The organism is Kitasatospora sp. NPDC054795, assembly GCF_053611565.1.
Map to the genome: position 1 here is coordinate 1 of NZ_JBSHAP010000158.1, position 19371 is coordinate 19371.

The 19371-nt window shown below is 73.2% G+C and carries 15 protein-coding genes and 1 tRNA gene; 10 read left to right on the forward strand and 6 right to left on the reverse strand.

Going from position 1 to position 19371, the window contains the following annotated elements:
• Positions 1–14 precede the first annotated feature (14 nt).
• Complete coding sequence (locus ACWGJO_RS36430; RefSeq protein ID WP_359909300.1) at positions 15–458, reverse strand: hypothetical protein; 444 nt, start codon at positions 456–458, stop codon at positions 15–17.
• 203 nt (positions 459–661) lie between these two features.
• The gene (locus tag ACWGJO_RS36435) at positions 662–928 is read right to left on the reverse strand and encodes a PASTA domain-containing protein (protein WP_452189978.1); all 267 of its coding nucleotides are present in this window, start codon (positions 926–928) and stop codon (positions 662–664) included.
• A 321-nt stretch (positions 929–1249) separates the two neighbouring features.
• On the opposite strand from ACWGJO_RS36435, the gene ACWGJO_RS36440 reads away from it, so the two are divergent.
• From ACWGJO_RS36440 to ACWGJO_RS36450, 3 genes are all read left to right on the forward strand, one after another.
• Positions 1250–1321, forward strand: a tRNA-Ser gene (locus tag ACWGJO_RS36440).
• Positions 1322–1324: 3 nt separating this feature from the next.
• Positions 1325–3685, forward strand: coding sequence for a hypothetical protein (locus ACWGJO_RS36445; protein ID WP_452189979.1), 2361 nt, complete (start codon positions 1325–1327; stop codon positions 3683–3685).
• A 176-nt stretch (positions 3686–3861) separates the two neighbouring features.
• Positions 3862–6915: a hypothetical protein gene (locus ACWGJO_RS36450; protein WP_452189980.1), complete on the forward strand. Its 3054-nt coding sequence runs from the start codon at positions 3862–3864 to the stop codon at positions 6913–6915.
• Positions 6916–6994: 79 nt separating this feature from the next.
• Here the strand turns inward: ACWGJO_RS36450 and ACWGJO_RS36455 are convergent, their stop codons facing one another.
• From ACWGJO_RS36455 to ACWGJO_RS36465, 3 genes are all read right to left on the reverse strand, one after another.
• A complete protein-coding gene (locus ACWGJO_RS36455; protein ID WP_452189981.1) occupies positions 6995–8053 on the reverse strand; it encodes a helix-turn-helix transcriptional regulator in 1059 nt (352 codons plus the stop codon).
• 117 nt (positions 8054–8170) lie between these two features.
• On the reverse strand, positions 8171–9400 hold the full coding sequence (locus ACWGJO_RS36460; RefSeq protein WP_452189982.1) for a hypothetical protein: 1230 nt from the start codon (positions 9398–9400) through the stop codon (positions 8171–8173).
• A gap of 269 nt (positions 9401–9669) precedes the next feature.
• Positions 9670–10344: a TetR/AcrR family transcriptional regulator C-terminal domain-containing protein gene (locus ACWGJO_RS36465; RefSeq protein ID WP_452189983.1), complete on the reverse strand. Its 675-nt coding sequence runs from the start codon at positions 10342–10344 to the stop codon at positions 9670–9672.
• Positions 10345–10436: 92 nt separating this feature from the next.
• Here ACWGJO_RS36465 and ACWGJO_RS36470 point away from each other — a divergent pair, with 92 nt between their 5' ends.
• The 6 genes from ACWGJO_RS36470 (at position 10437) to ACWGJO_RS36495 (ending at position 17942) form a co-directional block, all read left to right on the forward strand.
• Positions 10437–11141: an NAD(P)-dependent oxidoreductase gene (locus ACWGJO_RS36470; RefSeq protein ID WP_452189984.1), complete on the forward strand. Its 705-nt coding sequence runs from the start codon at positions 10437–10439 to the stop codon at positions 11139–11141.
• A 140-nt stretch (positions 11142–11281) separates the two neighbouring features.
• The gene (locus ACWGJO_RS36475) at positions 11282–12358 is read left to right on the forward strand and encodes a phosphotransferase family protein (protein WP_452189985.1); all 1077 of its coding nucleotides are present in this window, start codon (positions 11282–11284) and stop codon (positions 12356–12358) included.
• Positions 12359–12365: 7 nt separating this feature from the next.
• Positions 12366–13592 carry an acyl-CoA dehydrogenase family protein gene (locus ACWGJO_RS36480; RefSeq protein WP_452189986.1) on the forward strand — a complete coding sequence of 409 codons (1227 nt, stop codon included), beginning with the start codon at positions 12366–12368 and terminating at the stop codon, positions 13590–13592.
• A 119-nt stretch (positions 13593–13711) separates the two neighbouring features.
• Positions 13712–14989: an alpha/beta hydrolase family protein gene (locus ACWGJO_RS36485; RefSeq protein WP_452189987.1), complete on the forward strand. Its 1278-nt coding sequence runs from the start codon at positions 13712–13714 to the stop codon at positions 14987–14989.
• Between the two features lie 433 nt (positions 14990–15422).
• Positions 15423–17321: a putative Ig domain-containing protein gene (locus tag ACWGJO_RS36490; protein ID WP_452189988.1), complete on the forward strand. Its 1899-nt coding sequence runs from the start codon at positions 15423–15425 to the stop codon at positions 17319–17321.
• Between the two features lie 141 nt (positions 17322–17462).
• On the forward strand, positions 17463–17942 hold the full coding sequence (locus ACWGJO_RS36495) for a hypothetical protein (protein WP_452189989.1): 480 nt from the start codon (positions 17463–17465) through the stop codon (positions 17940–17942).
• A 9-nt stretch (positions 17943–17951) separates the two neighbouring features.
• On the opposite strand, the gene ACWGJO_RS36500 is transcribed toward ACWGJO_RS36495, so the two are convergent.
• Positions 17952–18365: a winged helix-turn-helix transcriptional regulator gene (locus ACWGJO_RS36500; protein ID WP_387687299.1), complete on the reverse strand. Its 414-nt coding sequence runs from the start codon at positions 18363–18365 to the stop codon at positions 17952–17954.
• 81 nt (positions 18366–18446) lie between these two features.
• Between ACWGJO_RS36500 and ACWGJO_RS36505 the strand changes: the two genes are divergently transcribed.
• Complete coding sequence (locus ACWGJO_RS36505; RefSeq protein ID WP_452189990.1) at positions 18447–19268, forward strand: NAD(P)H-binding protein; 822 nt, start codon at positions 18447–18449, stop codon at positions 19266–19268.
• Positions 19269–19371 lie beyond the last annotated feature (103 nt).

Sequence of the window (19371 nt, forward strand, 5' to 3'; positions counted from 1 at the left end):
CCGTACGGGTGCGCTCAGATCTTGACGGTGAGCCAGGCGCCGAGGCCGCTGCAGCCGCGGGCGTCGTAGGTGGTGCTGCGGTAGCCCGCCGGGATCGGCGAGTACGGGCAGGTCCAGATGCCGTTGCGGACCTGCTCGTGGAACCAGGCGCCGACGCCGCTGCAGCCCTTGACGTCGTAGTTCGTCAGCACGTAGCCGGAGACGATGGGCGAGCCGGAGCAGGTCCACAGCCGGTTCTGGGCGGGCTGCTGGTACCACGAGCCGTGGTTGTTGCAGCCGCCGGCGTTGTACATGGTGATGACGTAGCCGGCCGGGACGGGCGCCCCGGAGCAGCTCCAGCCGCCGGCCGCGGAGGCCGTGCCGGCGGCCGTCGTGCCGGTGAGCGCGGCCGCGAGGACGGCGACCGTGGCGGCGGCCCGTCCCGTGCGGGTCATCAGCTTGCGGAGGATCCTGGTCACGGCGACACCGTTCCGATCGGTCGTCTCCCCGCCGTGGGCACGGCGCGGGAGGGCGTAACAACGGGGATGCGCCGCACCCTAGTGGCGGTGATCAGGCCGCTGATAGATCCTCATCGGTGGATTTTTGTACCTGACCGAAAACGATCGATCGCATTCCGGTGGGCCCGGCCGCTACGGGCAGGTCTCGCCGAACTTCACGGCCGTCACACTGACCGGCTGACCGGCTGACCGGCGAGGGCGGCGCCCGGAGCCGGATCCTGGCCGCACACCTGCCAGTTCGACTGCACCAGGACGGCGCGGTTCTTCGGGCCGGCGTCCTTGGCGCTGAGGGACGTGTTGCCCGGCAGCGAATCCCGCACCACCGAGACGGCCTTGCCCTTGAAGTCGGGCATGGTGGATCCGGCCTTGGCGGGCCCGTTGGCGCCCTGGTCCTGGGCGGGGCAGTTCTCCTCCAGCTTCACCGCCCCCATGTCGATCCTCGTACCGGTGGGGTGGCTGCCCGGGGCCGGGTTCTGCGCGCGGACCTTCCAGTTGCGGCCAGGATCTGGTTGCGGTCGCGACCGAGCGCGTCGTGACTGGTCAGGAGGAAGAACCCGGCGCCCTGCGCGGTGTCCTGGGCGGACTGCGGCCCCATGCCGACGAAGTTCGGGAGCACGGCCGTTCCGGCGGCGGCCGCGGCCGCAGGCGCGCCCGTTGCGTCGGAGGCGGTGGACGTGCCGGCGGTGGATGTGCCGGCGGTGACGGAAAGCGCGTTGTGTCCGCGCGGGCCGAACGTCTAGTGTCACGCCCGACGGCGTGTAGCTCAGCAGGAGAGCACCGGGCTTGAGACCCGGAGGGCGCAGGGGCGGAACCTGCCACGTCGGCTTATGGACGACGACGCTGATCAGCAGCACTCCACCGGGGCCGGGGTGTCCGTGCCGTACCCGCAGCACCAGTTGGCCCGGGCGCTGCTCACCGCGCTGACCCACTCCGACGGAGAGACCCGCCGCCGTGCCGCGGCCCGCGCCGACCGCTGGCGCGCCGTACTCGCCGGTGCCGCCGCCGGGCGGTCGGCCATCGGCTCACGCACCCCGCTCCCCGGGCTGCCCGCCTGGGTGACGCCCGAGGTCGTCCGCGGCGGCTTCGCCACCTCCGCCGCGAGTGCCGAGGGGCCGCTCCAGCCGTACGAGCGCGAGGCCGCGGCCCTCGCCGGGGTGCCGGGCGACCGCCGGGCCCTCTTCGCCCACTGCCTCACCGAGCCCGGCCTGGCGCGGCTGTACGAGCTGCTCGACAGCGGCCGCTACGAGGTCGCGGTGCCCGAGGAGGCGGCGCTGCTGACGGTCGCCTGGCTGGTCCGGGCCGGGGACACGGCCGCCGCGCTCGACCTCGTCGACACCCTCGAACCGTTCGCCTCCCGGCTGCGCTTCACACCCCGGCCCTCCGCGCTGCCCGCACCGGACCCCGAGGCGGTGCACCGGCACACCGTCGGCGACGCCGTCGACTCCCTCGTCGGCCGCCGGCCGAACGCCGCCGTGGAGGCGCAGCGCGAGGCCCTCGCCGTCTGGCAGCCCTTCGGCGACCGGCTGCTTGCCCACTGGCTGGAGGCCGCCGACCCGGAGGCCACCGGCGTGGAGACCCCCGACCCGGGGGCCGTCGACCCGAAGACCACCGGCGACGCCGGACGGATACCGGCGGGCGTACCCGACGGCCCCTGGCGGGAGCGCGGCGCGCTGCTGCTGCGCCAGTACGGGGAACTCGCCGCAGCCCACACCCGCTGCACCAAGCACCGCGACCCGAAGGAGAACCTCGGCATCCTGCGCGGCGCCCTGGAGGAGGCCGTCGCCGGCCGGCCGCTGGACGCCCGCCGGCTGGGACTGCTGCGGCACGCGGTGGACTCCATGGTGCGCCGCCGCGGCCGGCCGGGATCGGCCGCGCACACCGAACTGCGCGCCCGCCAGGCCGTCCAGGCGGCGCGGCCCTCGCACCACGACCTCGCCCAGCTCGTGCTGCGCCGGCTCGCCGTACAGCCCCAGGAGACGGGCGCCGCCGAGGTCGGACCGCTGGTCGCCGACGTCTCCGCCGCCGAGGCGGCGGAGACCGGACTGCCCGCGGGCACCCCGGTTCCCGCGCCGGTCCGCCACCTCGTGGAAGCCACCCTGAGCGCCCCGATCGGCACCCTGGTGGAGCGGGGCGTCGTGCCCTCGGCCGAAGTCCTGGCCGGACTCGTCCCGCAACTCGTCGCCGCCACCGGCGTCGAGGCCTGTCCGGACGCGGCACTGCGCACCCTCGCCGCCGCGAACTACCGGGCGTTCCGCAACCGCCGCTCGCTGCTCCTGCTGAACCTCGCCGCACAGGTGCGGGTCGACGAACTGCCCTGGGTACGGGCGGTGGCGGCGCACCGCTCCGACGAGGACGGCCGCGGGCCCGCGCTCACCGCCCTGCGCCGGCTCGGCGAACTGGCCGTCCAGGCGTTCCCCGGCACGCTGCTGCCCAACGCGCTCGTCCGCGAACTCGCGGTGCTCGCCCGCCAGTCGGGGCTCGACGCGCCGCTGGTGGAGGAGTTGGCGGCGGACATCTTCGTCGGCAGGTTCACCCCGAAGTTCCTCGCGGCGGCGGGCGTCGCCGCGGAACTGCTCGGCGGCACGCTGTACGAGCGCTACTACGGCATCGACTTCGCGGCGCTGCGCGGGCTCGCGGGGACGGACACGGGGACGGCGCGGTTCGCCGAGCTGTGCACGGGGCGCGCCGGGCCGGGCCCGGCCCGGTCGGTCGCCGCCAACGGCAAGGTCGTCGAGCAGGCCCAGATCCTCACCACCCACAACCTCGCCGTCCTGGTGGCCCGCGTCGGCATCCGTCCGAGCCCCGGCTGGGACGACCTCGCCCGCCGCGCCTTCACCACCGTCTGCCGCCGGACGGCCCGCGTCCACGGCAACCCGCGCCCGCTCGCCGCGATCAAGGACGCGGCGTACGCGTGGCGGCAGATGGTCTTCCACCTCTCGCTGTGCGTACCGGAGGAGCGGGCGCGGACCATCGCCGGCCTGGACGCGGAGGCCGCCCGCCATCCCGCGCACGTCGCCGCCCGCCTCGCCCCGGCCCTGACCGGCCTGCGCCGGGCCGCCGCCGGGGGCTCGCCGGACGAGGGGGCGGGCCGGGTGCTCCTCGGCTGGACCACGGGGCCGCACTGGCTGCGCGCCGACCCCCGCCTGCCCGTCGGCCACCTGCCGCCGTCCGCCGCCGTCCTCCCGTGAGGTCGGGGGCGAACGACCGCCCGCCGGAGCGGGGCTGTGGCACGGCCGTTCGTATCCACCCCCTATGATCCCGGCCCGGGGGGAAGTGCGCCGAGCTGGTACGACACAGCCGTGTCCGCTCCCTTCGGCGACGCACGCCCGCGCCGCCGATTCGACGACCGGGAGACGAAGACTCGGTGATACTCACTCAACGCCCGCGCCGCGGGCTGCTGGCCGGCGCCTCGGCGCTCGCGCTGGCGCTGCTGCCCGCGGGCCTCGCCCCCACCACGGCCGGCGCCGCACCGGCTGCCGTCGCACCGGCCGGCGCCGCACCGGTTGCCGTCGCACCGGCCGGTGACGGGTCCGGGCCGACGCCGGTGGACCTCGACACGACGCGCGCCTTCGCGGACACCTTCCGGCTGGACCCGTCCCAGGACACCGACCCGCTGTACGGGCTGAACGTCGGGATCGACGCCCGGCAGTCGCCGCCGGCCGGGCAGCACGGGATCTCCTACACCCGGGTCTCCGGCCGCTGGGACACCTCGGTCGCGCCCGACCAGTGGTTCGTCCAGACCAGCCACCCGGACCACCCGAACAAGCTGCTGTTCGCCAAGGGCGTCTCCGCAGTCATGCTGGGCGCGCCGGCCGTCGCGGACCGCAGCGGCCACTACACCGTCTCGACGGTGATCGACCCGGTCGTCGGCGACACCGGCAGCAAGGACTGGGGCTCGATCGTGCTGAGCCGCAGCCACCGCGGCAACGGCTACGTCACCGGCGGCGACGTCGACCTCGGCCTGACCGTCAACGCGCGCGGCGAGCTCGCCCTCTTCCACGGCGGGGGCGGCGAGACGCCCTTCTGGACCGGTTCGGTGGCACCCACGGCGCAGTACGCCGTCGCGCTCACCGTCTCCACCGGCGCCGACCGCGCCGTCACGCTGACGGTGAACGGCACCCCGTTCACCGTCTCCGCGCCGGCCGGGGTGACCCGCTGGCCGGGCAGCGAGTTCCTCTACCTCGGCGCCTACCTCTCCGACCCGAACCGCGTCACCACCTTCGGCGACGGCGACGGCCACGGCCTGAACGTCAGCCGGATCGACACCAGCGCCACCCGCAGCGCCAAGCCGCTCGTCGACACCTTCGACGGCGCGCCCAACGCCACCGCCGACTTCGGGCTCAACCAGGACCTCGGCGCCCGCCAGCCGAGCCTGATCTCCGCCGGCTACACCGCCGTCTCCGGTGTCAAGGGCCTGGCGCTCGACCCGCCGGCGGGCTCGGTGCAGGTCAACAGCCCGGCCCAGCCGAACGTGCTGTCGTTCCCCAAGGGCACCTCGGCGGTTCGCCTGAACAAGCCGGCCACCTCGGACGTCCGGAGCGGCGCCTACACGGTGCACGCCGTCCTGACCCCGGTCGTCGGCGCCACCACCGGCCAGGACTGGGCCTCCCTCGCCGTCAGCAACGCCTCGGGCGGCACGGGCGCCGTGGACGCCGAGGACGTCGCGCTCGGCCTGCGCGTCCAGGCCGACGGCGGGCTGACGCTCTTCCAGGGCGGCACGCCGACCGCCCTGACCGCCGTACCCGCGGCGGGCTCCTACGAGGTGTCGGTCGCGCTGGCGACCGGCGACAGGCAGCAGGCGACCGTGCGGGTCAACGGCGCCACGGTCTTCTCCGGCCGCACCGCCGCCCGACTGCCGCGCGACGGCTACGTCTCGCTCGGCGCCCACCACTCGGCGGCCGGCCGGGTCACCACCATGGACGACCTGCGGGTCTCCATGCTGGGCGGGCTCGGCTACTACGGGTTCTTCGACATCCGGGACCCGAACTGGCCGAACAACGGCGCCAACCACGCGCCGGAGGTGGCGCAGTGGACCAACTTCAACAACTACCTGCGCGACCAGGACCCCCGCCTGGAGTTCCTGGACCAGTGCCTGCCGGCCTCCTGCGTGATCGACCTCAACCAGGAGACGGTGATCCCGCGCTCGCCGGGTGACTGGCAGGTCACCCCGAACCCGAACGCCGCGCAGAACCTGCTCGACCTGGTGCGGCGCATCGGATCGAACATCGACAAGATCGCCGCCGTCGACATGACGGACGAGGCCTACTCGCACGGCCTGAACGAGGACCAGGTCAAGACGCAGGCGAAGCAGATCAGGGCCGCGTTCCCGGACAAGACGCTGATCATGAGCCTCGACCGCTGGAACGCCGAGCAGACCGCGCCGATCCCGCCCGAGGTCGACATCGTCGGCTTCGACTACTACTGCGTGGGCCGCGGCGAGATCCAGTGGCGGCTGGCGAACCTGAAGACCTTCCTCTCCTCGCCCGACCAGCACCTGATGCTCTTCCCGGAGTCCACCAACGAGCAGGGCGTCGCCGACGGCTGCTACTCCGGCAGGACCGACGCGGACATCGCGGCGTACAACGCCGAGTACCGCGCGATCGCCGCGCAGGACCCCCGGGTCGTCTACCTGCAGAACTTCCGCTGGCTCGGCCCGGACCAGCCGACCAAGGTGCCGCTGACCGTCGCGGCCCAGCAGCGGATCGGCAGCGCCGTGGTCAACGCCACGCCCACGCCGGCACCCGCCTCGGTGGGCGTGTACCGGCCGTCGGACGCCGGTTTCGGCGAGGCCGCCCACAACGGCTGGTACACCGGCCGGACCGGGTTCGGCGGCGGCGACGCCGTCCCGCTGACCGGCCACTGGAACGGTCCCGGCACCGACACCATCGGCGTCTACCACCCCGGCACCTCGACCTTCCAGCTGTCGAACGACAACACCACCGTGGCCGCCACCTTCCCCTTCGGGGTCCCCGGTGACATCCCGCTGGTCGGCGACTGGAGCGGGCAGGGACGGACCACGGTCGGCGTCTACCGGCCCAGCGACCAGTACTTCTACCTGTCCGACGACAACTCCACCATCACGTACCGGATCAAGCTGGGCAACGAGGGCTGGAAGCCGCTGGTCGGCGACTGGGACGGCAACGGCACGACCACTGTCGGCGTCTACGACCCGCAGACCCAGACCTTCTACCTGAACGACTCCAACCGGACGGAGCACCCGCGGCCGGGCGTCCGGTTCGGCAACCCCGGCGACATCCCGATCAAGGGCGACTGGGACGGCACCGGCAAGGAGACCATCGGCGTCTACCGGCCCGGCGACCAGAGTTTCCACGGGGCCGCCGAGAACTCCGACCTGGTGATCTACAGCAAGAAGTTCGGCAACCCGGGCGACGTCCCGCTGGTGGGCAACTGGGGCTGACGCCTCCGCCCGCGCGTCTGCCGGAGCGCCCTCCCGACCGCCCCGCGAGGCGGTCGGGAGGGCGCCGCCGTCCGGCGGGTCAGCGGCGCCCCTCGCCGAGCATGATCCGCGCGATCAGCTCGCGGCGGCTGCCCACGCCGGTCTTGGTGAACACCGACTTCAGGTGGTCCTGCACCGTGTACGGCTTCATCGCGAGCAGGCGGGACACGTCCCGGGTGTCACCGCCGCGCACCAGCAGCAAGGCCACCTCCTGCTCGCGGGCGGTCAGCCCGAACGCGGCCAGGTGGAGCGGCATCACCTCGGCCGGCGAGGCGGGCGAGGCCACCACCGTCACCGCGTTCGCCGCCCCGTCGCTCCCGCGCAGGGCGGAACCGTGCAGCAGGTACCAACGGTCGTCCCGGGTCCGCACCCGTACCGGCGTCTGCGGCGCGGGCAGCCCGTGCGCCACCCGGCGGGCCTGCTCGGCGGCCATCGCGACACTGGTCGGGACGGCGAGCGAGGACGGCGTCGGGTCGGCCAGCCGGGCGAGCAGTTCCTCGGCCGGCCCGGACAGGGCCTGCAGCCGGTTGTGGCGGTCGAGCACCAGCACCGCAGGCCCGGGATCCGCCTCCACCGGCGCCCCGGCCGGCACGTGGCACGCCCTCAGCGCATGGCCCAGATGCCGGGCGGCCGCATCGGCGAGCTTCCGCTGGCCCTCCAGGTACGGGCCGCGGTCCGGGGCCCGCAGGAACGCCGCACACCCCCACATGCCGCCCGCCGCGTCGAACACCGCCCGCAACTCGTCCCCGAACCCGGCGGGCGCCACCTGCTCCCGGAACCGCACGCTCTCCTCGATCCGCCCCCGGGTCGCCCGGCTCAGCGTCTCGGCCTGCACCCCGCTGCGCCGGATCTTGGGAAAGGTCGCGACGTCGTCCGCCCACACCTCAAGGCGTACGGCGTGCTCGAACTCGTCGAGGGTGAGGTCCTCGCTCTGCACCGAGTTCACCAGCCCGGTGGCGGGGTCCGCGGTGTGCCAGCACACCGCGTCGAACTCCAGCACCGGGCGCAGCAGTTCATCCGCACGCCGGAAGACCTCCGGCGCCGTCAGCCCCGTCCCCGCGAGTTCTCGTATCCCCTCGACCGCCGACCGTGCCGCCACCCCACGAGCCCCATGTCGCCCCATGCCGGGAAACTAACACGTGGTTCGTGCCCCCACCCACGCCCCGAACGGCGGGGGTGCGCCTCCTCCTTGCGGCGGTCCGGCGGTCCCGCCCGGTCACTTGACCAGGCGGGACCAGTCGGCCGGCTGGGCGGGGTCGAGTTGGCGGAGTTGGTCGAGGACCTTGGGGTCCTGGGCGTCGAGCCAGTCGGCGACCTGGCGGAAGGAGACGCAGCGGACGCCGTCGCGCTTGCAGACTTTCTTCATCACGTCCTCGATGGCCTGCATGTAGATGCCGCCGTTCCAGGACTCGAAGTGGTTGCCGATGAAGAGCGGGGCCCGGCTGCCGTTGTAGACGCGTTCGAAGCCGGCCAGGTAGCTGTCGCGGGTCTCCTTCTCCCAGGTCTCGAACTTCTTGGGGTCACCGTTGGTGGTGTTCCCGGACTGGTTGGCCAGGAAGTTGAAGTCCATCGAGAGGCTCTGGGTCGACCTGCCGGGGTAGGGGAGCATCTGCAGCGGGAAGTTCCAGACGCCCTCCTTCTTGACCGGCCAGACCTGGAACTCGCCGGGGGAGCTGGCGTCGTAGCGGAAGCCCGCCGCCTTTTCGGCCGGGAGCAGGTTCTTCTGGCCCTCCAGGCAGGGGGCGCGGCCGCCGACCAGCTCCTTGGTGTAGTCGAAGGGGAGCGGCGGTATGTCCTTGAAGCCGGTGTTGGTCTTCCAGTTGGTGACGAAGGAGATCGCCTGGTCGAGTTCGCTCTTCCATTCCTCGGTGCTCCACTCGCCGCCGCCCTTGGCGTTGCAGAAGTGCCCGTTGAAGTGGGTGCCGATCTCGTTGCCGTCCTGCCAGGCCAGGCGCAGCTGTTCCAGGGTGTCCTTGATGTGGGGGTCGGTGGCGTAGTCGATGGAGGCGTCGCCGGGCTTGTGCTGCGGTGGCTTGTAGAGCGTGCTCTTGGACTTGGGGAGGGTGTAGAGGCCGCTCAGGAAGAAGGTCATCTGGGCGTTGTTCTCCACGCCGAGCTTGCGGAAGTGGGAGAACTGGCGGTCGTCGCCCTCCAGGGCGCCGTCCCAGGAGAAGACGACGAACTGCGGCGGTTTCTCGCCGGGCTTGAGTTTCTCGGGCGTGGGCTGCTTGGGCTGCGGGCCGGTGTAGGAGGTGGAGCCGTCGCCGAGCACCTTGACCTGGCCGTCCCAGGTGGGGGTGGGCGTGGGGGCGGGTGGCGGCGGAGCGGGGGCCTCGGTGGTGGCGCTCGGGGCGGGGTCGGACGGGGTGGTGCCGGTGGCGGCCGTGGGTCTGCCCTGCGTGGCGGAGCATCCCGTCGCCAGGGTGGAGGCCCCGAGGACCCCCATCGCCAGCAGGATGGCCGAGCCGCGAGCAGTCCGCACCGGACCCCATTTCTCTGATCTTCGATCAGGCAGTGTTCAGAAGACGATCGATGGAAGTGATCATCAGAACACTTTTGATCGACCTCTGTCGAGGCAGGGCCGGTGCGACCGCGGCGGGGGAGGGGGTCGGGAGCAACTCCCTTGTGTCGGGCGGCGGATGGCGTGACGAGGGGCTCCGGCGGAAGGTGTCGGCGGCCGCGAGGGTCCAGGGCGTGTCTGACGACCAGAGCCGATCAGACGGCGTCCGGGTGGAGGGCGTCGAGGACGAGGGCGAGGCCGAAGGCGAACTCGTCGGCATAGTCGTAGCCGGGCTTGAGAACGTGTTCGGTGGCCAGCTCGGCGAGGTGGGGGTAGGCGCCGGCGGGCATCCCGCTCAGGATGGCGCCCGTGACCTCGGCCGACTCCGCCCCGCCCTTGAACGGCAGGCCGACTTCCTGGAGCACGAAGCCGTACAGGTAGCTGTCGATCAGCGAGACCGCGTGTGCGGTCATCGGCACGGAGAATCCGCCGTTGCGCAGCGCGCCGATGACGGCGTCGTGGTGGCGCAGGGTCGCCGGGCCGGGCCGGGTGCGGGAGTCCATGAGGCCGATCGCCCACGGGTGGCGCAGGAGGGCGGCACGCGCGGAGACCGCGCGCCGACGCATGGCGCTCTTCCAGTCGGTGTCGTGCGGCGGGAGCTCGATCTCGCCGAACACCGCGTCCACCATGCCGTCGAGGATGTCCTCCCGGCCTGCCACGTGGTGGTAGAGCGACATCGCCTCGACCCCCAGTGGCCCGGCGACGGCCCGCATGGTGAGCGCGGCGGACCCCTTCTCGTCCGCCACCTCCACCGCCGCCCGGATCACGCGCTCACGACTCAGTGGCGCGCGGGCCGGTGTCCCGCGCCGGCCCTTGCCTCCCTCGGGCATGCGGCCCCTCCTTCAGGTCCATTGACTGCCTTACAGTGTAAGGCTAACGTGCCTTGCATCGTAAGGTCGCCTGTCCGCGAAGGGGCTGCGCCATGGGCAAGGATCACGTGGAGAAGGTCTGCATCATCGGGGCTTCGGGGAAGCTGGGGCAGTACATGGTCGGACACGCGCTGGAACGCGGCTACGAGGTGGTCGGCGTCTGCCGGGAGGGCAGCGTGCCGAAGCTGGCCGCGTTCGAGGGGCGGATCACCGTCGTCCCCGGGGCGACGAACGACCCGGAGGTGATCCGCCGGGCGGTCGCCGGGTGCGACGGGGTGCTGACGGTGCTGGCGCCCTGGGGCGTGCGGCAGTACGCGTCCGGTACGGCGCAGGCGGTCCTCGACCACGCCCGGCCGGGCGCGCGCCTGGTGTTCTCCTGCGGCTGGCACATCACCCGCGACGGCAAGGACCGGTACTCGCGGATGTTCACCCTGGGCCTGCGGATCGCCACCGTGCTGGGCAGGCTCGTCCGCGCGGTCGAGGTCGACGACCAGGTGGAGGCATGCCGGCGGGTGTTCGCCAGCGACACCCGGTGGACCGTGGTGCGCGGCAGCGACCTGGAGGAGGGCGAGAGCCAGGGCCTGCCGGTGTGGAGCCGGCACGTGGGAGACCCGGTGCTGGCGAGCAACCTGACGCGCCGGGTGGACTTCGCGCTGTTCATGGTGGAGGCGCTGACCACGGACGCTCTCGTCCGGGAGGCCCCGGCGATCGTCGGCCGCCTGGCCCCCAGCGCGCTCGCCCACGCCGGCGGCAGGTGACCGGCGGTCGGCCGCCCTGGCGAGCCCCCGAGCCGCACAGCTCGGGGGCTCGTGGCGTTGCGGGCATTGACACGGGCCTCCCGCGGTTGAATGCTAAGCAAGCGCTTAGTCAATGATCCGCTTCCCCGAGGAGCCGCCCGATGGCCGAGACCCCCGTCGACCCGCCAGGCCTGGACCTGGCCCGCCTCCGGGCCCACCTGGACCGCGAGCTGCCCGGCGTCCTCCAGGACCGGGGCGAGGGCCAGGGCCAGGACCGGGGCGAGGGCCAGGGCCAGGGGCCGCTGCGGGCCGAGCTCATCGAGGGGGGCCGCTCGAACCTCACGTACGTGCTGAGCGACGGCTCCTCCCGCGCGGTCCTCCGGCGCCCGCCGCTCGGGCACGTCCTCGCCACCGCGCACGACATGGGCCGCGAGTACCGGGTGATGACCGCGCTGCACGGCACCGGTGTCCCCGTCCCCCGCACCCTGCTGCTCGACCCGGACACCGACACCCTCGGCGCCCCCTGGTACCTGATGGAGTACGTCCCCGGCACCGCCCATCGGGACGCCGCCCCGCTGGCCGCCCTCGGCGAACGGCGGGTGCACGCGCTCGGGTGCAGGCTGGTCGACACCCTCGCCACCCTGCACGGGATCGACCCCGCCGCCGTCGGTCTCGCCGACTTCGGCCGCCCGGAGGGCTACCTGGAGCGCCAGCTGCGCCGCTGGTCGAAGCAGTTGGAGGCCTCCCGCAGCCGCGACCTGCCCGACCTCGACCGCCTGCGCGCCGGGCTCGCCGAGCGGCTGCCGGTCTCGCCCGCGCCCGCGCTCGTGCACGGCGACTACCGGCTCGACAACGTCCTGGTCGACGCGGACGACACCATCGCCGCCGTCCTGGACTGGGAGATGTCCACCCTCGGCGACCCGCTCACCGACGTCGGCCTGCTGGTGATGTACACCGAACTCGCCGGCGTCGGCGGCGGCATCATCCCCTCCGCCATGACCGCCCCCGGCTTCCCGAAGCCCGACGAGATCGTCTCCTCCTACGCCGACGCGACCGGCCGCCGGGCGGAGGACCTCGACTGGTACGTCGCCTTCGCCTCGTTCAAGCTCGCCGCCGTCGCCGAGGGCATCCACTTCCGCTTCCGGCAGGGCCGCACCCTGGGCGCCGGCTTCGAGCGCGCCGGCGAGATGGCCCCGATCCTCGCCCGGCACGGCCTGAGCACCCTCAAGGAGAGCTGAGAACCCGATGGACTTCGCCTACGACGCCCGGACGAACGAGCTCCGCGAGCAGCTGCTCGGCTTCATGGACGAGCACGTGTACCCCGCCGAGCCCGTCCTCGCCGCCCAGCTCGCGGCCCGACACGCCGACCCGGCCCGCGACCGGTGGGCCGTCCCCCCGGTCGTCGCCGACCTCCAGGCCGAGGCCCGCAAGCAGGGGCTCTGGAATCTCTTCCTCCCCGGCGGGCTCGGCGCCGGCCTGACCAACCTCCAGTACGCCCCGCTCGCCGAAATCACCGGCCGCAGCGTCCAGTTGGCCCCGCCCGCGCTCAACTGCGCGGCGCCCGACACCGGAAACATGGAGCTGCTCGCCCAGTTCGGCAGCGCCGAGCAGCGCGAGCGCTGGCTGCGCCCGCTGCTGGACGGCGCGATCCGCTCGGCCTTCGCGATGACCGAGCCCGAGGTGGCCTCCTCGGACGCCACCAACATCGCCACCCGGATCGAGCGGGACGGCGAGGAGTACGTCGTCAACGGCCGCAAGTGGTACATCACCGGGGCGATGAACCCCGACTGCCGGATCCTCATCGTGATGGGCAAGACCGACCCCGCCGCCGAACCCCACCGGCAGCAGAGCATGGTGCTCGTCCCGCGCGACACCCCGGGCGTGACCGTGCGGCGCGGCATGACGGTCTTCGGGTACGACGACGCCGATCACGGCGGCCACGCCGAGGTGCTGTTCGAGGACGTCCGCGTCCCGGTGGAGAACCTGATCGGCGAGGAGGGTACGGGCTTCGCCATCGCCCAGGCCCGGCTCGGCCCCGGCCGCATCCACCACTGCATGCGCGCCATCGGCATCGCCGAGCGGGCGCTGGAACTGATGTGCCGCCGGGCCGACGAACGGGTGGCGTTCGGGAAGCCGCTGGCCGAGCAGGGCGTGGTGCAGGACTGGATCGCCGAGTCCCGGGTGCGGATCGAGCAGCTGCGGCTGCTGGTGCTGAAGACCGCCTGGCTGATGGACACCGTCGGCAACCGCGGTGCGCACACCGAGATCCAGGCGATCAAGATCGCCACCCCGCGCACCGTCGAGTGGATCCTCGACAAGGCCGTCCAGGCCCACGGCGCCGCCGGCGTCAGCCAGGACACCCCGCTCGCCCAGCTCTGGGCCGGCAACCGCACCCTGCGGCTGGCCGACGGCCCCGACGAGGTGCACAAGCGCTCGCTGGCCCGGAGGGAGCTGCGCAAGTACCGGCGCTGACCCGTAGGGGTGTCATACCCGGGTATTCAGGGACGTGTTGGCCCTCTGGTATGACGGCCGCGGCCCGTTCCCGACCGTAGTGTCCTGCGTGTTCGATCGATCGGAGCACGGAGGACATGATGGGCATTCCGGGACGGGCCGTGGCGGCGGTGGTGCTGGCGGCGGCAACGGCGGTGGGCACGATCGGTACGGCCGTGGGAGCGGTGGCGCCGGGGGACGCGGGCCCCGGGCGGCAGGCCCGGGCCTGGCTGCCCGAGCCCAGCGGGCCGTACCCGATCGGGACCACCGCGCTGCACCTCACCGACACCGGACGGGAGGACCCCTGGCACCCCGGGCAGCGGCGCGAGCTGATGATCAGCCTCTGGTACCCGACCTCCCACCCGGCCTCCGGCGACGAGCGGGCCCCGTACATGGAGCCCGCCGCCGGCCGGCACTTCGACGGCCCGGACGGCGTCGGCCTGCTCAACTACGGCACCGAGCCCGGCCGCACCGACTGGTCGGCCATCCGCACCCACGCGCGCAAGGACGCCCCGGCACTGCCCGGCGGCCCGCGCCCGGTCGTGCTGTACTCGCCCGGCCTCGGCGACCCGCGGACCTGGGGGACGGCGCTGGTCGAGGACCTCGCCTCGCGCGGCTACGTGGTGGTCACCGTCGACCACACCTACGAGGCCTCCGAAGTCGCCTTCCCCGGCGGCGACCTGGCCACCTCGGTGCTCCCCGGCATGCTCGGTCGGCCCGGCCTGGACATCGGCGCGGTGCTGCGCAAGGCGATGGACACCCGGGTCGCCGACACCCGCTTCGTCCTGGACCGGCTCGCCGGCCTGGGCGCGCGGCCGGGCCTGCCCGCCGGGGTGGCCGGGGCGCTCGACCTCGGCCGGATCGGCATGGTCGGCCAGTCGGCGGGCGGCTTCACCGCGCTCCAGGCCATGCACGACGACCCGCGGATCGCGGCCGGGATCAACATGGACGGGCAGATGCACTTCCCCGGCCCCGACGGCCACACCGGCGTCCTCCTGCCCAGCGTCGCCGAGGACGGTCTGAACCGTCCGTTCCTGCTGATGGGCACCGGTGGGGAGGACTCCGGCGGCTACCGCGACCAGCCCGGCTGGAACGCCCTGTGGCAGCACAGCACCGGCTGGCGCGCCGACGTCACTCTCACCGGCTCCCGCCACGGCTCGTACACCGATGCCCAGCCGCTGCTGCCGCAGCTCGCCCGCCAGGGCGTGCTCAGCGCCGAGCAGCTGCGCAAGGACGTCGGCGACATCCGCCCCGGCCGTGCCGAACTCGCCACCCGCTCCTACGTGGCGTCCTTCTTCGACCGCTGGCTGCGCGGCCAGGACGACCACCTGCTGGACGGGCCCTCGGCCCGCTTCCCCGAGGTGGCGTACGAGCGGTAGCGGGCCGGGGGAGCGGGCGGAGTCCCCGTGCCGCCCCCTTCCGGACGGGCCGAGGGGAAAGGTCCCCCACGCGGCGCCGAATTGCCGTCAGGGGGCCGCGCCGCACGGCCGCTCGCGGATTTCGAAGCGGCATTTCCAGTCGTATTCAGTGAATGACTACGCGCGTTGATCCTCTTTCATCAACGTTGCTTGACCTGCTTGGACTCGCTTCTTAATCGTTCCTTACCCAATGCCGTTGACCGGTGTTCATCAGCTCTGCTTTCCTTCTTGCCACGCAGGCGGCAAAAGCCGACGGACAGTCAATTCCGGGTGTGCGAATGAATTCGACCGGAACCCGACCCGACGGAATCCGCCGCCGGCTCTTCCCCCACAAAGGGATCGTTCCCGGCCCCCGAGGCCGCGGACGATCGGCAGAAGAGAGGCACCCTCACCCATGGGTCACTCCCCCAGGACCGGACGCGCGAGGTACGCGGCGCTCACCGGAATAGCGTCGCTCGCGCTCGCCTTCGCCGGCTTGGCCGGCGCGGCCGGTCCGGCCTCCGCGCAGGACATCTCCGGCTCGCAGGGCAGCACCACCAACGAGTTCAACCCCTGGAGCCCGCAGAACGGCCACCCCTACCGGCACGGCGCGGTCCCCGGCATGTCCCAGCACGAGAACTACAAGAAGTGGCTCGCCGCCCACAACCAGGCCGCGGCGACCGGTCAGCAGACGCTGTCGTACGGCGGCGGCGTCGACGGGATCGGCGTGCAGAGCGGGCACTCCAAGGTCTACCTGGTCTTCTACGGCAACCAGTGGGGCACCCAGACCACCGACGCCGGCGGCAACGCGAAGTTCTCCAACGACTCGGCCGGTGCCGCCGGTGCCACCCAGCAGATGTTCAAGGGCATCGGCACCAACGGCGAGACCTGGTCGGCCGACCTCACCCAGTGGTGCGACGGCCCCAACGTCGCCACCGGTGCCGTGAGCTGCCCGTCGAACGCCGACTTCATCCCGTACCAGAGCGGCGGCGTCCTGTCCGGCGTCTGGTACGACAACGCGGCCGCCTCGCCGAGCCAGGCCAGCGGCAACCAGCTCGCCCAGGAGGCCGTCAAGGCCGCCGGACACTTCGGCAACACCACCGCCGCCGCCAACCGGGACGCGTACTACATCGTCCTGTCGCCGCACGGCACCAACCCGGACGACTACCAGAACCCGACCACCGGGTACTGCGCCTGGCACGACTGGAACGGTGACACCACCCTCACCGGCGGTGCGGCGAGCTCGCCCTACGGCGACATCGCCTTCTCCAACCAGCCGTACAACATCGACGCGGGCTCCAACTGCGGCGTCGGCTTCGTCAACTCGCCCGGCACGCTGGACGGCTGGACGATGACCCTCGGCCACGAGTGGCACGAGATGATGTCCGACCAGAACCCGGCCGGAGGCTGGACCAACCACGTCTCCGGCAGCAGCTACAACGGCCAGGAGAACTCCGACGAGTGCGCCTGGATCCAGCCCGGCAGCACCGGCGGCGCCGCCAACATCTCCTTCGGGGCATTCGGCAGCTACGCCGAGCAGGCCAGCTGGTCCAACGACACCAACTCCTGCGCGATCTCGCACGCCATCCTGACCCACGGCAACGCGGTCACCGTCACCAACCCGGGCAACCAGAGCGGCACCGTCGGCACCGCGGTCAGCCTGCAGATCAACGCCACCGACTCGGCCACCGGCCAGACGCTGGGCTACTCGGCCACCGGCCTGCCGGCCGGCCTGTCGATCAACGCCTCGACCGGCCTGATCTCCGGCACCCCGACCGCCGCCGGCACCTCCAGCGTCACGGTCACCGCCACCGACACCACCGGCGCCGCCGGCAGCACCACCTTCACCTGGACCGAGTCCACCGGCGGGGGCGGCGGCAACGCCGTCACCAACGGCGGACTGGAGACCGGCAGCCTGACCGGCTGGACCACCGCCGGCAGCACCTCCGCCACCGCCCCCGCCGCCCACAGCGGCGGCTACGGCGCCATGGTCGGCTCCACCGGCCCGACCGGGGACTCCTCGATCGCCCAGACCTTCACCGCGCCGACCGGCACCAGCAAGCTGTCCTTCTGGTACAGCAACACCTGTGACGACACCGTCACCTACGACTGGGCCACCGCCACCCTGAAGGACAACACCACCGGCACGACGACCACGGTCCTGGCCAAGACCTGCACCACCACCGGTACCTGGACCAACAAGACGGCGACCGTCACCCCGGGCCACTCCTACACCCTCACCCTGAGCAACCACGACGACAACTACCCGGGTGACCCGACCTACACCTACTACGACGACGTGACCGTCTCCTGACGACCGCCGCGCCGAACGCACCGGGGTGGGCCCAGCGCCCGCCCCGGTGCCGTTTCCGGTCCGACTGTCGTCCGGCGGGATCCGAACCGGCCGCCGGGGCGTCGAACCGGAACCCCCGGAACAACAGCAGGAGGAACCACCGTGAACCCGAGAAGATCCGCCGCCCCGGTACTCGCCGCCGCCCTGCTCGCCCTGGCCGGCTGCGCCTCCACCGGAACGGGCCCGTCGACGACCGCCGCCGCGTCGACCGCGTCGACCGCGTCGACCGCATCGACCGCGTCGACCGTGCCGAGCCCGGCGACGGTCACGGTGGACGAGCACGCCGACCGCACCACCCTGAAGGCCGCTGTCGGCACGACCGTCACGCTCGCCCTCCACAGCACCTACTGGTCCGCCGCGACCAGTTCCGCCCCCGAGGTCCTCGCCCCGGCGGGCTCCCCGACCACCGCCCCGTCCCCGTCCTGCCGCCCCGGCGGCGGCTGCGGCACCGTCACCGCCTCCTTCACCGCCCGCGCCCCCGGCACCGCCCGCCTCACCGCGACCCGCAGCAGCTGCGGCGAGGCCCTCAACTGCCCGCCCGAGCAGCGCGGCTACGAAGTCACTGTCGAGGTCACCGGGTGAGATCAGGCCCTAACGGATCTCCGAGCCGGGGTTGGCCTCGTCCCACTGCCGCCGGGAGTCGACGATCGCGTCGTGGTGGCCGTACGACCAGTCCGCCATCGCCCGCACCAGGTGGGTCAGGCTGTGCCCGAGCCGCGTCAGCTCGTACTCCACCTGCGGCGGGACGGTCGGGTGGACGGTCCGCGAGACCAGGCCGTCGCGTTCCAGGCGGCGCACGGTCAGGGTGAGCATCCGCTGCGAGATGCCCGGCAGGGCGCGCTGCAGTTCGCGGAACCGCCGTACGCCCTGGGCGAGTTCGACGACGGTGAGGACCGACCACTTGTCGCCCAGACGGTCCAGCAGGTCGCGGATCCCGCAGTCCACGCCGTCCTCGCACCAGACCACCGGGCGGGACGTGGTTACCGCGGTGTGCCCTGCTGACATGAATGTGCCTCCTTACGCCGGACGCTCAGGCTATCGAGGATGGTCGTGCAGCCGACGACCGATCACCCCTGGAGGAACCCCATGCTGCTCGTCACCGGAGTCAACGGAGGCCTGGGCGCGCTCGTCCTGGCGCGGCTCGCCGGCCGGGAGGGCGTCGTCGCCGGCTCGCGCACGCCCGGGGAGGTGCCGCACGGCGTCCCGGCCCGGCTGGTGGACTTCGACCGGCCGGACACCCTGGCGGAGGCCTTCGCCGGGGTGCGGACCCTGCTGCTGATCTCGGCCGGCGCCGCCGAGGACGACGTGGTGACCGCCCGGCACGGCGCCGCGATCGAGGCGGCGGAGCGGGCGGGTGTCGAGCACCTCGTCTACACCAGCCTGTCCGGCGACGGCGACCACCTGCCCTACGCCCTCGCCCACCGCTGGACGGAGCGGCGGCTGCGCGCGTCCGCCACGCTGCGCTGGACGGTGCTGCGCAACGGCCTGTACGCCGAGTTGCTGGGGGCGATCACCGCGCCCGGCCCGGACGGGGTGATCGGCGCTCCGCTCGGGGACGGGAAGCTCGCGGCGGTGGCCCGGGCGGACCTCGCGGAGGTGGCGGTGAACGTCGCCCTGGCGCCGGCCGGGCACGCGGGCCGCACCTACGAGCTGGTGGGGGAGCGGGCGGTGGGCGGCGCGGAGGTGGCCGAGGCGCTCGGCGCCGAGTACCGCCCGGGACGGCTGACCGAGGCCCGGGCTGCGGTGGCGGCCTCGGACACGCGGGACTTCCAGGTGCCGATGGTGGTCGGCACCTACTCGGCGATCGCCCACGGCTTCCTCGCGGGCCCGGGCGGGCCGGGCGATCTCGCGGCCCTGCTCGGCCGAGAGCCCCGCCCGGCCCTGGAGGTCATCGCCGAGGGGCGGTGACCACGGCGCGGGCGACCGGGGCGAGGGCACAGCCCACCGGGGGTGGGCGCCCCCCCGGTGGCGGCCCGGGCCCCGGGGCGGGGGACGCGCCGGGGGCGGGGGT

Excerpts from the sequence above, each read along its gene's own strand:
- ACWGJO_RS36435 (WP_452189978.1), bottom strand. The coding sequence starts at position 928 with ATGGGGGCGGTGAAGCTGGAGGAGAACTGCCCCGCCCAGGACCAGGGC.
- ACWGJO_RS36445 (WP_452189979.1), top strand. The coding sequence starts at position 1,325 with ATGGACGACGACGCTGATCAGCAGCACTCCACCGGGGCCGGGGTGTCC.
- ACWGJO_RS36460 (WP_452189982.1), bottom strand. The coding sequence starts at position 9,400 with ATGGGGGTCCTCGGGGCCTCCACCCTGGCGACGGGATGCTCCGCCACG.
- ACWGJO_RS36465 (WP_452189983.1), bottom strand. The coding sequence starts at position 10,344 with ATGCCCGAGGGAGGCAAGGGCCGGCGCGGGACACCGGCCCGCGCGCCA.
- ACWGJO_RS36470 (WP_452189984.1), top strand. The coding sequence starts at position 10,437 with ATGGGCAAGGATCACGTGGAGAAGGTCTGCATCATCGGGGCTTCGGGG.
- ACWGJO_RS36475 (WP_452189985.1), top strand. The coding sequence starts at position 11,282 with ATGGCCGAGACCCCCGTCGACCCGCCAGGCCTGGACCTGGCCCGCCTC.
- ACWGJO_RS36480 (WP_452189986.1), top strand. The coding sequence starts at position 12,366 with ATGGACTTCGCCTACGACGCCCGGACGAACGAGCTCCGCGAGCAGCTG.
- ACWGJO_RS36485 (WP_452189987.1), top strand. The coding sequence starts at position 13,712 with ATGGGCATTCCGGGACGGGCCGTGGCGGCGGTGGTGCTGGCGGCGGCA.
- ACWGJO_RS36490 (WP_452189988.1), top strand. The coding sequence starts at position 15,423 with ATGGGTCACTCCCCCAGGACCGGACGCGCGAGGTACGCGGCGCTCACC.
- ACWGJO_RS36500 (WP_387687299.1), bottom strand. The coding sequence starts at position 18,365 with ATGTCAGCAGGGCACACCGCGGTAACCACGTCCCGCCCGGTGGTCTGG.
- ACWGJO_RS36505 (WP_452189990.1), top strand. The coding sequence starts at position 18,447 with ATGCTGCTCGTCACCGGAGTCAACGGAGGCCTGGGCGCGCTCGTCCTG.